14 protein-coding genes are annotated in these 15,843 nt (G+C 33.9%); 13 read left to right on the forward strand and 1 reads right to left on the reverse strand.

The features are described from left to right. Window positions 1-51: 51 nt before the first annotated feature. From BKP45_RS23130 to BKP45_RS17395, 8 genes are all read left to right on the forward strand, one after another. Window positions 52-2,385, forward strand: coding sequence for a sensor domain-containing diguanylate cyclase (locus tag BKP45_RS23130; protein ID WP_245747455.1), 2,334 nt, complete (start codon window positions 52-54; stop codon window positions 2,383-2,385). Between the two features lie 332 nt (window positions 2,386-2,717). Then, window positions 2,718-3,371, forward strand: a complete 654-nt coding sequence (gene refZ, locus BKP45_RS17365) for a forespore capture DNA-binding protein RefZ (RefSeq protein WP_071389849.1) — start codon at window positions 2,718-2,720, stop codon at window positions 3,369-3,371. A gap of 401 nt (window positions 3,372-3,772) precedes the next feature. Continuing rightward, a complete protein-coding gene (gene ezrA / locus BKP45_RS17370) occupies window positions 3,773-5,464 on the forward strand; it encodes a septation ring formation regulator EzrA (RefSeq protein WP_071389850.1) in 1,692 nt (563 codons plus the stop codon). A 205-nt stretch (window positions 5,465-5,669) separates the two neighbouring features. Continuing rightward, entirely contained in the window at window positions 5,670-5,993 is a 324-nt protein-coding gene (locus BKP45_RS17375) for a hypothetical protein (protein WP_071389851.1), read from the forward strand. Window positions 5,994-6,192: 199 nt separating this feature from the next. Next, window positions 6,193-7,335, forward strand: a complete 1,143-nt coding sequence (locus tag BKP45_RS17380) for a cysteine desulfurase family protein (RefSeq protein WP_071389852.1) — start codon at window positions 6,193-6,195, stop codon at window positions 7,333-7,335. Window positions 7,336-7,340: 5 nt separating this feature from the next. Continuing rightward, entirely contained in the window at window positions 7,341-8,546 is a 1,206-nt protein-coding gene (gene thiI / locus BKP45_RS17385) for a tRNA uracil 4-sulfurtransferase ThiI (protein WP_071389853.1), read from the forward strand. A gap of 438 nt (window positions 8,547-8,984) precedes the next feature. Further along, window positions 8,985-9,197, forward strand: coding sequence for an alpha/beta-type small acid-soluble spore protein (locus BKP45_RS17390; protein ID WP_071310108.1), 213 nt, complete (start codon window positions 8,985-8,987; stop codon window positions 9,195-9,197). A gap of 204 nt (window positions 9,198-9,401) precedes the next feature. After that, window positions 9,402-11,009 carry an amidohydrolase gene (locus BKP45_RS17395; RefSeq protein WP_071389854.1) on the forward strand — a complete coding sequence of 536 codons (1,608 nt, stop codon included), beginning with the start codon at window positions 9,402-9,404 and terminating at the stop codon, window positions 11,007-11,009. 67 nt (window positions 11,010-11,076) lie between these two features. Here BKP45_RS17395 and BKP45_RS17400 read toward each other — a convergent pair whose 3' ends face one another. Then, window positions 11,077-11,886, reverse strand: a complete 810-nt coding sequence (locus tag BKP45_RS17400; RefSeq protein WP_071389855.1) for an NAD kinase — start codon at window positions 11,884-11,886, stop codon at window positions 11,077-11,079. A 119-nt stretch (window positions 11,887-12,005) separates the two neighbouring features. On the opposite strand from BKP45_RS17400, the gene sppA reads away from it, so the two are divergent. The 5 genes from sppA (at window position 12,006) to tpx (ending at window position 15,818) form a co-directional block, all read left to right on the forward strand. Then, window positions 12,006-13,022, forward strand: coding sequence for a signal peptide peptidase SppA (gene sppA / locus BKP45_RS17405; RefSeq protein WP_071389856.1), 1,017 nt, complete (start codon window positions 12,006-12,008; stop codon window positions 13,020-13,022). A gap of 6 nt (window positions 13,023-13,028) precedes the next feature. Beyond that, complete coding sequence (locus tag BKP45_RS17410) at window positions 13,029-13,505, forward strand: RDD family protein (protein ID WP_071389857.1); 477 nt, start codon at window positions 13,029-13,031, stop codon at window positions 13,503-13,505. 92 nt (window positions 13,506-13,597) lie between these two features. Continuing rightward, on the forward strand, window positions 13,598-14,266 hold the full coding sequence (locus BKP45_RS17415) for a DUF2953 domain-containing protein (RefSeq protein ID WP_071389858.1): 669 nt from the start codon (window positions 13,598-13,600) through the stop codon (window positions 14,264-14,266). 20 nt (window positions 14,267-14,286) lie between these two features. Continuing rightward, window positions 14,287-14,730 carry a GerW family sporulation protein gene (ytfJ, locus tag BKP45_RS17420; protein WP_071389859.1) on the forward strand — a complete coding sequence of 148 codons (444 nt, stop codon included), beginning with the start codon at window positions 14,287-14,289 and terminating at the stop codon, window positions 14,728-14,730. A gap of 587 nt (window positions 14,731-15,317) precedes the next feature. Beyond that, the gene (tpx, locus tag BKP45_RS17425) at window positions 15,318-15,818 is read left to right on the forward strand and encodes a thiol peroxidase (RefSeq protein ID WP_071389860.1); all 501 of its coding nucleotides are present in this window, start codon (window positions 15,318-15,320) and stop codon (window positions 15,816-15,818) included. Window positions 15,819-15,843 lie beyond the last annotated feature (25 nt).

Raw genomic sequence — 15,843 nt, forward strand, 5'->3', positions numbered from 1 at the left:
GAATAGCTACAGAAATTTAACGTAACTTGTGCAATAAGTGAGGTGAGCTTAATGATTAAAGGGGATAAGAATATAGATGTTATAGATTTTTCTGAAATCTTTTATAGTGCATTTCACCTAGAAGAGCAGTTCTGTGAAACCATTTCTCCTTGCGTTTTTTTTATAGCTAATAAAGAGGGGCAAATGGTAATAATGAAAGAAATTGGGGTTGTTGATCCCAATGACTTAGAAATAATAAATTGTTTTCCTAATAAAATCGAATTAGATCATGTACCATATAAAAAGCAGGATTACCTAATCGACGCTATTCCCCTTACACTACGAGTGCCAAATAATTATCATTCTTGGGACGGTTATTTAGGTATCATTATTGCAGTTATAGATACTGATCCTAAAATGGTTCGCCCTTTATTGTTTGGGTTAAAGCAATCGCTTGTCATGACATCTAAATACATTGCATACAAAAATGACACGAATTATCAAGTTGAAACCTTTGACAGAATGATTATTCAAATATTAAAGGAAACAGATTATACTGATGAGTTTCCAGTATTTGCAGAAGCGTTTTTAAATGAATTTAAAAAAATGTTTAGTGAACATGATTTTTTATTAACTCTTCTAAATCGGAATGAAGATTTATTAAGACCTTGTTATGCAACAAGCTCATTTGTACTTTCTGAACGTTACCTATTACGAACTGAAGATATTAATAAATTATTAATGACAGTAGAAGATCGTGACTGTGTAAATGTAATAACGAAACGTGTAGCTAACGAAAATGGAATTCTAGTTTATGATGAATGTTTTGAGGATTTTGTATTAATCCCAATTGAGTATAATCAATTACTATGGACGGTTTTGGTTTGCGGAAAAAAACATGGTAAGATCAAATCTGATCATATTAATATTGTTGTAGAGATAATTGAGAAAGTTAAAAAGTTAATTTATAAACTTTTAACATATGAAAAAAAACAGAAAGATCAGAAGCGAAAAGAACTTTTACTACAATTGACGAAGAAGTTCCATTCTACAATGGATGTGAGTGCAATCTTAGCTGAGATTATCAATGCTTCAAAGCAAGTATTCTCAACCTTTGAAATACAACTTCTATTGTCACATGAGTGGGAAGTAGGCGAAGATTTACCAGTTCAACAACTAAGTTATAGTAAAGATACAACAAATGAGATGGCGACTAATGCCTACTTAACTGGGAAAATACACATTGAAAGGTTAAGGAAGGGAAAAAACTCTATTGTTTATGCTCCTCTAAGAGGGAAACAGGGAGTATATGGTGTGTTGAAAATTATTGGGAGACACTCTTCGGTTTTTAAAAATCATGAAATAGAGTTTATAGAAGTATTAGCAGACACAGGGGGAAATGCCATTGAAAACGCCGAACTTTATCAGCAGTCAAGGCAACTTGTCGAAGATTTACAGTTAATAAATAAAACAGCTCACCAACTTAACTTAAATTTAAGGTTATCAGAAACTATTAATTATATGACAAAGCAGATTAAGCTTTCATTTAATGCTCAAGAAATAGGTTTCTTTATGTTTCGAAAGAATGGTCAAATTAAAGTGATTGAAGGTAGTACGAAATACTTTTTAAAAGAATCAAGTACAGAAGAAATAGCACCTTTTTTTGAACGAATTAAAATGGATATGGATGCATTGTTTATTGGAGATCTAGCGTCTCAAGAACCCCATTTATTAAGACCGTTTCGTTCCTTTATTGCTGTTCCAATGGTGCAAAAAGGTGAACTAAAAGGAGCGGTTATCATTGTACACGAGCATGCATATCATTTTTCTTTTAATAAGTTTAAATTACTTCAGTCATTAATTCATCACTCTACATTAGCTTTTACAAATTCTATGCTACATGAGGAACTAGAAAAATTAGTTATCACTGACCATTTAACGAGACTTTATGCAAGAAATTTTTTAGATGAAAGAATAAATGAATCGATGGAAAAGGATGCTTATGGTTGTTTTTTATTAATAGATATTGATAATTTTAAGGAAATAAATGATATCCATGGTCATCAAATTGGTGATGATATTATAATTCAAGTCGCTAATGTTTTAAAGGAAAATATAAAAAATACTGATATCGCTGCTAGATGGGGCGGAGAAGAATTAGCTGTTTACCTTCCAAAGGCAGACAAACAGGTTGGGGAATTAGTTGCCCAACGGATCAGAAAAAAAGTTAAAGAAATTACAAATCCCACAGTAACGATCTCTTGTGGGGTTTCGGATTGGAAGCAGATTGATCGAGATAAATCATTAAAAACATTATTTAGATACGCTGATCAAGCTTTATATAAAGCAAAAAGAAGTGGGAAAAATGCTGTAGTTATCTACGGAGACGATATTGTTAATACGTAAAAAATATGGAGTTGATAGTTATTAAAGGTTTCCTTATATGACTATCAACTCTCTTTTTTTTTCTATGCATTTCGAGATTAAACTCTATTTTTCGGAATTTCTTACTTTTTTTCTTCGTTTATTTCAATTTTTTATCTCGTTTTTTATCAGATATTGATGAAAGATTTTAGGTTACTATCGATAATATTAGGCAGGAGATCCTATGGAATAGTAAGAAGTAACATATTAAGCGGAGTAGCATGGATAAAAAAGTAATGAAGGGGTCTTTTTTCACCTAGCAGATAAATCATGAATGATTGAAGAAAAAATGAAAAAGGGTAGAGGTGAAGGTTATGGATAAAGGTGAAAAAACAAAACGAAAAGTAATAGATGCCGCAGTATCGCTATTTAATGTAAAAGGTTATAGTGGTACGTCAATTCGGTCAATTGCTGATCGAGCTGGAGTGAATGTTGCGTTAATTTCATATTACTTTGGTAATAAACAAGGGTTACTAGAGGAGTTAATGGTTGAATTTTTTGAAGGTTATAACAAAATTTTAGAAGAAGCATATCAAGATTTAAAATCGGCATCTCCAAAAACCTGTTTGTTTTCAATAGTGGAAAAAATACTGAAATATCAACAGCATAACCATCATTTAGCAAGGTTTGTTCATAGGGAAGTAACATTAGATTCAACATTAGTTAGAGAATTAATGATGACTTATTTTATGAAGGAAAAACATTTCATGAAGGCGATTATCGAAGCAGGAATTGATAAAGAAGAGTTCCGAAATTTATCTTGTGATTTTATTTCAATACAAATACGAGCACTATTAACAATGCCTTATTCACAACCTCAATATATCCGTGAAGTTTATCATCTATATCCTCATGAGAGTTACTTTGTTCAACAATATATGAAGCATATTAAAAAATGGTTGCAAGAATTTTTGTATACTGAAAATGATGAAAAAATTAAAAAACAATTGAATATAGCTTTATATTAAGTGACGATCAAAGGGTAATGATGGTTCTCCAATATAGGAGAAAATGAAACCTTTTGATTTTTTTTTGCCTTGTAAAAAAAAATAAGTCAAAATTTGTTTATTCATGGTATCATGTTAATATTGAAAATATGAATTTTAGTACACTCTTAAACTGAAACATAAATCCAACTTAAAACTTATGAGAAACAAAAGGGTTAGATGGGATGAACTGTCTTTAAGATTGCATTATTTTAATTGACATTTAGTTGTGGATGAAAAAAAGCCACTGTTTAAAGAATTTATCTAATATACGGAAAATTTATGGTGTTAAATATTCATAACAAATCAAAATTTACTTAGGGGAAATTTCAAGTAAGAACGAACATACATAAAATGATTATTAGGTGGGAGGACTCGTACAGATGCAGGTTGTTTACGGATTATTAATCATTACTTTAGCGTTTATTATTTATGGCGTAATATCAAGGAAAAAAATATACAATGAAGTCGATCGGCTAGAAGCTTGGAAGATTCAGATTATGAATAAACCGGTCGCGGATGAAATTTCAAAAATTAAAGGCTTAAATATGTCTGGGGAGACGGAAACTAAATTTGAAAGTTGGCGCAATGAATGGGATGATATCATTACTTTAAAGCTTCCAAATTTAGAAGAAAAGTTATTTGATATTGAAGAAGCAGCAAATAAGTATAGATTTGTAAAAGCAAAAAATATATCGATAATAATTGCAGAAGAATTAACGAATATCGAAAATAGTATTCAACTAATGATGGCAGATATAAAATCATTGATACAAAGCGAAGAAGAGAATCGTCAACAAATTGATGAAATTCGTAGTTTTTTCAATGAATTGAAGGCTCATTTTTCAGTAAATAAAGGTGCTTTAGGTACAACGGTCAATTCTTTTGAAAGCAGAATAAAAGAGATTGATAAATCATTTTTGTTTTTTGAGCACGCTACAAAAGAAGGTAATTATTTTGAAGCTAGTGAAATATTAACGATGATGAAAGAAGAGATCGCTAAGGAAAAGTGGAAAATTGATGAAACACCTAAAATTCTCGTGCAAATTCAAAAGGAAATTCCATCCCAAATCGAAGAACTTTTACTAGGAATAAGGGAGATGGAAGAGGACGGCTATATACTTGAACATTTCTCATTCAAAAATGATATTCAAGAAATAAAAAAGGAATTAAAACAACTTTTTAATCTTGTTGAAGAAGGGGACGTTGAAGCTGTCACTAGTCCAGTTACGGGAATTTACCATATTATTGATGAAATATATGATACGCTAGAACAAGAGGTGTTAGCTAAGCAATATGTACATTATGAACTTTATAACATTAATGAAGAAACCAAAAGTTTACATGAACAATTTTTGGGACTGAAAAATGAAGTGGAGAATGTGAAACTTAGTTATCGTATACCTGAAGATGATTTAAAATTAACTTTGAAAATTGAAAAGCAAATGAAAGATCAATTAAATAGATTGAGGGTAATTGAGGAATTAGTTTTCGGATATAAACAATCGTATATTGATATTAAAAAGAGTATTGAGGAATATAAAGAAGAACTAGTCGATCGGAAAAGTACACTAGAAAATTGTCAACAGACACTTAATGCATTACGTAAAGATGAATTAAAGGCTAAAGAAACCTTAAAGGAACTTAGAGGGAAAATTCATCAAGGTCAACGAATAATTAAAAAAAGCAACATACCGGGTTTGCCAGAGGAAATTCTCTATAAATTGGATGAGGCCCAAGCAAGTCTGAGTGAAGCTAATGATAGAATGGAAAAAATTCCCCTTGTTATTCAAGAGGTGAATAATGCAATGGAGTTAGCATTAGAAAATGTAAATGAAGTGTATAACTTGATTACAGCTACGGTCGAACAGGCATTAACTACTGAGAGAGTCATCCAATACGGGAATCGTTTTAGAAGCAACAATGCTTATATCCATGAGGAATTAAATAAAGCGGAAGAAAGTTTTCGAAACTATCAGTATGGAGACTCGCTAGAGATTGCGTTAACAGCGATTGAGACAGTTGATCCTAATGTGTTAGAAAAAATTAGTTCTTATGTTATGGAAAAGGTCTAGCTTATGCTAGATCTTTTTTCAAAGGATAAGAAAGCGTAAATCCTCAAGTTGGAAAATTGACTAGTGCCAGCACCTTTTGATTTGAGAGTTTTCTTTCTCCTTATAATGAATAGTGTATGTTAAATATGAGGATGAAATTATTGGCAGTTGTGTACAAAAACAGCTATTTTAGGGTAATATTAAAAGTGAAAAGGTGGTGATGTTGGTGGTAAGATGGCTATTGCTCTCGGTTGTTGGAGTAGCATGTATAACGGTTTGGTTCATGGTTATGCATACATTTCTTGTCAATGAAAAAACTCTTTATAGTGAACCAACCCAAATTAGTAGTCTACAAAATGCAGAAGAGGAACCAACAACAGATCCAAGGGAAGAAGATGTATTAAAAGAACAAAAAGAAATAGCAACAACTAACGATGGAATTGATATAATAACTCGTGGAATTCGAAAAGGAGATTTTGCGAAATATGCCCCAGATGGAGTAATTTCGATTGACGTTTTATTATCAATTATAAACAAAGACCAACATTGATTGTTGGTCTTTAATTCGTTTAAGTGAGATACTATGGTCGTAATGTAAAAGTTTTAAAATACAGCTGTATTCGGGTACTATTTTAATCCTTATTCAGTTGTGATATTATATTTAAATGCAAAGATTTTGTGAAAAATCCGTTAGTATTATTTCTTTGCTCAATAATTTTATTTTTAGAAATTTTTAAAGGAGAGTAGCAATGATTTACTTTGACAATAGTGCTACAACTAAACCTTATAAAGAAGTAATTGAAACCTATGGTAAGGTTTCAGAAGTGTTTTTTGGAAATCCTTCGTCTTTACATACATTAGGAAAAGAGGCAGAAATACTATTGGATCAAGGAAGAGATCAAATAGCAAAGCTTCTTAAAGTTAATAAAAAAGAAATTATTTTTACTTCTGGTGGGACAGAAGGAAATAATTTAGCAATAAAAGGGACTGCCTTACAACATCAAGGTCGAGGGAAACACGTTATTACTACGCAAGTAGAACATGCGTCAAATTTTGAGGCTTATGAGCAATTAGAAAAACGTGGCTTTCATGTAACGTATTTGAACGTAAATGAAGCCGGGGTTATTTCTATAGAAGAATTGAAAAGGGAACTACGTGATGACACAATTCTTGTATCGATGATTCATGTGAACAATGAATTAGGGTCAATACAGCCTATTAGAGAAGTTGGAGAGCTACTCGCAAAATACCCTAAAGTATATTTCCATGTTGATCACGTACAAGGAATGAGTAAAGTGCCAATATCAATAAAAGATTATCATATTGATCTGCTTACGATTTCTGGTCATAAATTTCATGGGCCTAAAGGGACTGGGGTTTTATATGTCCGCAATGGTGTAAGGTTATATCCATTGCTTACAGGTGGAGTTCAAGAACATAATTTACGCGCTGGAACAGAAAACATTCCAGGGATTATTGCGATGGCCAAAGCGCTAAGAATATCTATGGAAAAATATGTGGAAAATAAGGAACACTTAAGAGAGCTAAGAGATCATTTAGTTAATAATCTTCATGAAATAGAGGGTGTAATAATTAATAGCCCTATGGAAAATAGTGCCCCACATATTATTAATTTTTCAATACCGAAAATGAAGCCTGAAGTGGTTATTCAAGCGCTAGGTGAAAGAAAAATGTACGTTTCTACTAAGTCTGCTTGTTCCTCGAAATTAGCAGAGCCTAGTCGTGTATTAATGTCTACAGGTATTGGTTTAGAAAGGGCGGAAAGTGCTATTAGGGTTAGTTTTTCGTTTGGAAATACAGTAGATGAGGTTAATGAGTTCATTTTAGCTTTAAAAGAAATAATAAAACAATTAAAAGAAGTGATGAGGTAATAAGTATGAATTATGATCACATAGTTATTCGATACGCCGAACTAGCATTAAAAGGAAAAAATCGATCTACGTTTGAAAGAAGATTGCAAGAAAATATTAAGGTAGCATTAAAGCCTTATCCAGCTGCCAAAATTGAGAGAACGTTTGGAAGAATGTTTATTAAATTAAATGGAGAAAATCATGAAGAGATCGCTGAAAAACTGTCAAAAATATTTGGCATACATTCCTTTAGTTTAGCGGTTAAGGTTGATAATGAGCTTGAAAAAATTCAAGATGGAGCATTAAGAGCTATTTCGGAAGTACTGTCTGGAACAATGACATTTAAAGTATCCGCCAAAAGAGCGAATAAAGGTTTTCCGATTAATTCGCAAACGTTAAATTACGAAGTTGGTAGCTATATTTTGAGGAATACTAAAGATTTAACAGTAAATGTACATAAACCCGATATTGAAGTAAAAGTAGAAGTAAGAGAAACTTCTACTTATATAAGTTGCGCGGTTTACAAAGGTTCTGGTGGGCTTCCTGTAGGGACTGGTGGTAAAGTAGTACTAATGCTCTCAGGAGGGATTGATAGTCCTGTTGCTGGTTATTTGGCTATGAAACGTGGTGTGAAGATTGAAGCAATTCACTTTCACAGCCCGCCTTATACAAACGAACGAGCAAAACAAAAGGTTATAGACTTAACCAAAGTCTTAACAGAGTACGGTGGAAAAATTAGACTTCATGTTGTTCCTTTTACAAAAACTCAAATGACAATACACAAAAATATACCAAGTAACTATACAATGACTATTATGCGTCGAATGATGCTTCGAATAAGTGAGAGAATAGCTCAAGAACAAAAGGCTTTTGCTATTACTACTGGTGAAAGCCTTGGGCAAGTTGCAAGTCAAACCTTACACAGTATGCATACGATCAATGAGGTAACGAATATGCCGATGATACGTCCATTAGTAACTATGGATAAATTAGAGGTAATTGAACTCGCGCAAAAAATTGGAACATATGATTTATCAATTCTTCCTTATGAAGATTGTTGTACAATCTTTTTACCACCGGAAACAAAAACTAAGCCAACTAGAGATAAAGCAAATTTATTTGAAGAAAAGTTAGATATTGAAGCATTGGTGCAAGAAGCTGTTTCAAATGTAGAAATAATTGATATTTTCCCAACTAAAGAAACCGATAATGCGTTTGGAGAATTATTATAATAATTAGCGATAAAGCTGAACTTCAATCAGTGGGGGTTTTCCTTCATCCCCCACTGATTGTTAGTTCAACTTATACCACAGGCATAATAATAACTAATCATCAGCTATCACTGATGAAAGTTATTCTATATCGGACCTTTAGGGGCAGTTTATCCCCCACCTAAACTTCTCGATTTTTTTAAGTTTTGAGGTGGGGGTCTTACTTGCCCCTTAAGAGTGGGATAAATATTTTTCAAGTTCTAGCTTTTGGAGTATTTCAACTCACATAAAGTAGGTAAAGAGCAACCCTTTGTGTGAGTCTCCACTTTTCTTTGTCTAGTTCCGGTGCCAAGGACCTAATCGAGGCACCTCGACTTTTCTTGCAACAATTACCAGGTGGTTTTTTGTATTGATTCCCTCAAGGATACACATCATATGTGTACAAGGGGGTGAGATACAATGGCAACTAATAACAACAGTTCAAATCAACTATTAGTCCCTGGTGTTCAACAAGCTCTTGATCAAATGAAATATGAGATCGCTTCTGAGTTTGGTGTTCAATTAGGACCAGATGCAACTTCTCGCGCTAACGGTTCTGTTGGTGGTGAAATTACTAAGCGTCTAGTTCAAATGGCTGAACAACAATTAGGTGGCGGTTATCAACAACAATAATTAAATAAAAATGGCTGTGAGGGGTGACTTTTTGTCTCCCCTCTATTTTTTATAAGGTAAAGTATAATAAAATTTGAAGTTGGAAAGGTGCCGAGCTTCAACGACCTCGCTCGTGACCAAGGCGCTTGCGCTTTTCTTGTGTTGCAAAACTTCCTGAAATTTGTAACTATAAGTAAAGGTATTTAACGAGAAAGGAAGAAAAACATGGGAACATTATGGCATGGTGGTACCATTTACACATTACAAAATCCTACACATACTGTGGAAGCTTTGTTTGTAGAGAATGGGATTATTTCTGATTTAGGGAATGTTAGTGAATTAAGAGAGCAGTATCAAAAAAATATTACGTCGGAAATAAATTTAGAAGGTAGTTTTTTGTATCCTGGATTTGTAGATAGTCACTTACATATGATTGGACACGGTGAAAAATTAATTCGTTTAGACCTTTCAAATATGACCTCGATTGAAGAAATATTATCACATATAGAGAGAAGAGTAAAAACAATTGAAAAGGGTGAATGGATTATTGCGGAAGGATGGAATGAAAATAATTTTGAAAAACAAGAAATCATTCATCGTGGGCAACTAGACAATATTTCAACAGAACATCCGATAATGTTAACTCGTGTATGTCGTCACGCAATTGTTGTGAATAGTTGTGCTTTAAAATTAGCAGGAATTGATGAAAGTACAGAAAATCCTGAAGGTGGGGTAATTGTAAAAGATGATAAAGGTATACCGACTGGTTATTTATTAGACCAAGCTCAAGAACTTGTTAAATCGATCATGCCACTAGTATCAGATTCTTACCTCACAAAAGCCTTATCTCATTCAATAGATGATCTTCTCAAAAAGGGATATGTTGGAGGGCATACAGAAGATTTAAATTATTACAATGGTTTTGAACATACGTTTCAAACTTTTTTAAATATTATCGATGGAGTAAAAATGAAGTTTCGTACAAATATGCTCGTACATCATGAAGTTGTCGACGATATGCATATGTTAGGATATCACTTTGGAGATGTTTCGCCTTTTATTCAATTAGGTGCGATGAAAATTTTTGCAGATGGATCTATCGGTGGTAGAACGGCACTATTAAAAGAACCATATTCAGATGAGCCGCTTGAAAAAGGAGTTGCTATTCAATCGTTAGAGGATCTGAAGGAATTAGTTCAAAAAGCAAGGATTTATGAGATGCCTGTTGCTATTCATGCAATTGGAGATTTAGCCTTAGAATATGCTCTTGATGCTATTACTACTTATTCATGTAAAGAGGGTTTACGTGATAGGATTATTCATGCTCAAGTTGTAAATGAGCAATTAATTCAAAAGTTAAAAAAACTGCCGGTAGTGTTAGATATTCAACCTCGGTTTGTTGCTTCAGATTTTCCGTGGGTAATCGAGCGCTTAGGAGAGAAAAGGATAAAATATGCATATGCTTGGAAGACGTTTTTAAAAGAAAAAATTATGTGTGCAGGTGGCTCTGATGCCCCGATTGAACCAATTGATCCTCTTTTAGGAATTCATGCAGCAGTGACGAGAAGAAGTCCAAATGAATATCATCATATTTGTTACCATCCGGAAGAAAAGTTAACCCCCTTTGAAGCTATACAACTTTTTACTGTTGGTAGCGCTTATGCGATTGGCGAAGAAGGTTTTCGAGGCAAGATAAAAAAAGGTTATTTAGCTGATTTTACAGTTTTCGATAAGGATCTATTAAACATTAGTGGCCCAGATGAGATAATAGATGCAAAAGTTTTGATGACGGTTATTGATAATACAGTGATGTATAAAAGAAATGAATTTTAAGAATAACTTCTATCAGATGTGGTTTTACTACATAAAACAGAAGAGGCCAATTCGTTGGCCTCTTACGTTAATTTTTGTTTAAAAAGGTCTTCTGTACTCTTTGAAAAAAAGAATTGTCTTTTAGTTTCAACATTTTTATTTTTATATCAGCAAGTTTTATTTTAACATCGTGGCAATGGCGAATGCTTAATGCTTCGTTATCTGCACCAATAATTGGATAGTCGTTTCCGTCTTGAACGACGCTCAGTTTCATGGAGCTATTACCACTTAATATTAAAGGGGATCCTAAAGTACGAAATTCATTATTATTCAAAGATGAAATTTCTGTTAATTGAATTGCTTTTAAACGAGGGTCCACTACAGCACCCCCCACTGATTTATTATAAGCAGTACTCCCTGTAGGAGTGGAAACGATTAATCCGTCACCACGGAAACGTTCAAAAAATATGTCATCAATGAAAACATCAACGACAAATGTCCGGATAACATTTGAACGGATTGAACATTCATTAAAACAGTAAAATGGTTTTTCGTCATTAATTGTTACTTCAATAGCTGGGTATTGGCGGATTTCGACATTTTCATTTTTTAGAGCTTCATCGATGGAAGTGAGGTCATTCAGTGAAAAGTCAGTATAAAAGCCTAAATGATCACCATTGTTCACACCTAAATACAAGGCTTCTTGTTGAAATTCTGTTTTTCGTAGTGCTTGAAGAAAAGCGCCGTCACCGCCAATACTAACGATGATATGGGCTTCCTTGTAATTAGAAACGAGCCGATAGTTGTATTGTACTAATAGTTCTTTAAATGGCTTAATTTTTTCTTCAATTTCATTAGTGGGCTTATAAAATAGAAAAACGTTTCTTTTAGTAAGCATTTTCGTTCCTCCTTTAGCTAGGTATTTTAGACGAAATGTTATACTATCCTATTATTTCTAATGTTTAATAGGAAAATCCTCCATAAAATACTATAATTTCATAAAAGGAGATGGTTTTTTTGAGTAGTAAACGTTGGTTTGCTTTAGGGTTAGCTTTTTTACTTTTCTTACTTTCCATTGCTATTAGTTCGGTCACAACTAGGACGACGGGGCAATGGGCTGGGTGGTTAGCTAGTGGTGATGATGAAGTTTGGCATGAAAAGGTAATCGAAAAAGGTAATGGGCAAGGGAAAATTGTTGTTTTGTACGTGAATGGTGTTATTCAAGAAGGTTATGATGCGCCATCTATTTTTGAAACTGTGACATATAACCACCGAAACTTTCTTTCGATGTTGAGACATGCTAGTCAAGACCACCTTGTAGATGGGATTATTATTCGAATTAATTCCCCAGGGGGTGGAGTAGTAGAAAGTGCAGAAATTCATGATTTAATATTAGAAATTCAAGAAGAATATCGTAAACCTGTCTACATTTCTATGGCGAGCTTAGCGGCATCAGGTGGGTATTATATTGCAGCCCCTGCTGATAAAATATTTGCAAATGAAGCAACTATTACAGGTTCATTAGGAGTTATTATGCAGGCGATTAATGTAAGTGAGCTTGCCGATAATTTGGGCATCCGTACAGAAACAATCAAGAGTGGTCCATATAAAGACATTATGTCATCTATGCGTGAGATGACTGAAGCTGAAAGAGAAATTTTACAATCAATCATTGATGATTCTTATGAAAAATTTGTAGATGTCATTGCTAATGGAAGACAAATAGCAACCAAAGAAGTAAGAAAGCTTGCTGATGGGAGGATTTATTCTGGAAAACAAGCGCTAGATTTGGGGTTAGTAGATGGGATAGGAAATATAGATGTAGTAATCGATGTTATGCGTCAAGATATTGGTAGAGGTGACATTGATGTTGTAAAGTATGAAGCTCCGTTTAGCTTTCCGGGCTTTTTAACTATGACGATGCAGAATATGGTTTCCAAAAATCAAGACCCACTAGGATTAAAGCAACTTATAAGGTATTCTAATTCACCTAGTTTAATGTATTTATATGACGCAGATTATAAAATGGAGTGAGATAGAATGGATGAACAACACCTGGAGCAAAAAGTAACCATTGAAAAAGAAGAAAAGAACTATAGGTATGCTGGTTTTTGGATGAGATTTTGGGCTTACTTGCTAGATTTAGTCGTTGTTGCAAGTATAAATGGCATTGTTGTAACTTCGGTATTATCTATGTTGGGGTTATCAAACGTTAGAATTGCATTTTTTTCAATAGAAGCAGTATTAATCGCTTTTGTAACTGCCTTATATTTTTTATTACTAACAAAAAAGTGGGGACAAACAATTGGGAAAAAGGTTTTTGGGATAAAGGTTGTTCATGTTAATAACAAGCCGTTAACGTGGTCGTCTGTCATTTTTCGTGAAGTAGTAGGTAGATATATTTTACAAGTTTTCATTTTGACATATTTTCTATATCTCATTGTTGCATTTCAAAAGAAAAAACAAGGTTTACATGATATGGTTGGTGATACGTACGTAATTCATGAGGAAATATAGTTAACTAAGTTAATTTGATTTTTAGTTCAATCTTTTTCATTGTTTATTTTTATATAGAGAAGGCGATAATGATTGAGAAGGAGGAATTTGCCATGCATTGGATTTGGTGGGTAGTGATATCGATTACGACTTCTCTCGTATTGCTTCCTTTTGCAAAAATAAAAGTAAATATTAATTACTCTCATAATCAAGATAATGATGAGCTTGCTATAAAAATATCCACCTTCTTTGGCTTAGCTTCCTATAAAATAAGCGTTCCTGTCTTGAAAATTGATGAAGATTCCGCTTCTATTATTGTTAAAGAAGAACAACATTCAGCAGTAGGTGATAATGAGAAGACAGAAAAAATCACCCCAGAGATAATACTACGTGACCTTCGTAAGATAAAAGGTTTTTTAAGACATGTCGTAGGGTTTCATAAAATAGTTAAAAGGTTTTTAAATCGTATATCAATTAATCACTTCTCTTGGAGTAGTCATTTAGGTATTGGTGATGCAGCTTCTACAGGTACTTTAGTTGGTACGGCATGGGCAATAAAAGGAAGTACACTTGGTATCATTTCTCATTATATGAAGTTAAAAGTTGAGCCACTTATTGAAGTAAACCCGACCTTTCAAAAACTGACTTCACATACTCAAATTTCATGTATGATTTCATTTCGACTAGGGTATGCTATAATCGCAGCTTTGCAAACCGTAAAGCATTGGAAAAAACGTCCAAAGTTTACGTCGGGAAATTTGTATGAGCAAAAAGGTACTTAAAGCGAGGAGGTTATACTTAAATGTCAGAACATCCAATTCAAGGCCTAATGAAAACGGCTATGGAAAATTTAAAGGAAATGGTAGATGTTAATACAATTGTTGGAGATCCGGTGGAAACTCCTGACGGAAGTGTTATCATGCCAGTTTCAAAAGTAGGTTTTGGTTTTGCGGCTGGGGGAAGTCAATTTGTCATTGATAAACCTGGAACTAGTGATAAAGAGCACCCATTTGGTGGTGGTAGCGGTGGTGGTGTTTCAATTACACCAATTGCATTTTTGATTGTAAATGCATCTGGAGTTAAAATGGTTCATTTGGATGAAAATACACACCTTTATGAAAAGTTAATGGATTTTGCACCTCAAGTAGTGGATAAAATTCAACAAATGTTAGGTAATAATAAAAATCACAATGAAAACCAGAGTACAGCAAATCCAATTACAAACAATGATAAGTTTGAATTATAATTAAAAACTGAGCTTGAGGTGATTTTCTCAAGCGCAGTTTTTTTATATAATCAGAATTTATCCCACTCTTAAGGGGCAAGTAAGACCCCCACTGATTGAAGTTCAGCTTTATAAATTCTAACTTGGAAACTGTCTAGCGCAAGCAGCCTAGTAGCTCGGTTACTTCAGTCAAGCAACTGACTTCAATTACCTCTTGAAATCCTTCGTTGATTAGCTTCATGCAGCTTTGCTCCTGCGGTTACTCGTCGCACGGAAAACAATTGCTCCTGCGGTTACTCATCGCACAAAACACTGCTTCGAGGAAGCTTACTATGAAGCAGTACTTGAAGACGAGCACGTAAGAAGCAAAGAGCGGCTTCTGTCAAAGGACGCCCCAGTGAAGCTACTACTTGGAATACTTCGAAGTGGCTTTGCGACGAGCAAACGGAGTGGCACAGGAGCAGCTGCTCGTGACCAAGGCGCTTGCGCTTTTCTAGCTAGGTAAAATTTTGAAGCTAGAAAGTTGTAAGAAGCATATTTCTTGAAATTTCGCAAAAATACAACTATATTAACAGTGTAAAGATTGTTATTATGAGGAGGCAGTTCATATGGCTAACGTAACATTTAAAGGAAATCCTATAACCTTAATAGGTAATGAAGTGAAAGTAGGGGACAAAGCTCCACAATTTTCGGTGTTAGAGAATGATTTAACTCCATTCACATTAGAAAATATTAAAGATAAGGTTACAGTTATTAGTGTTGTTCCATCCCTTGATACAGGGGTGTGCGATGCTCAAACTAGGCGCTTTAATGAAGAGGCAGCTAAACTAAACGGTGTAGACATCTTAACAATAAGCGTCGATTTACCGTTTGCTCAAAAGCGTTGGTGTGGGGCAGTAGGTATTGAAAAAGTTAAAACATTATCTGATCATCGTGACCTATCGTTTGGAACAGCTTATGGTGTTGCAATTGAAGAATTAAGGCTTTTAACGAGAGCGGTATTTGTCATTAATAGTAAAGGGGAAGTTGCATACGTAGAATACGTTTCTGAAGCTACTGATCACCCTAACTACGAAGCGGCGATTGAGGCAGCTAAAGCATTAATTTAGATTCCATTAAAAACCGGAAGGCGCA

This window comes from Anaerobacillus alkalidiazotrophicus (genome assembly GCF_001866055.1).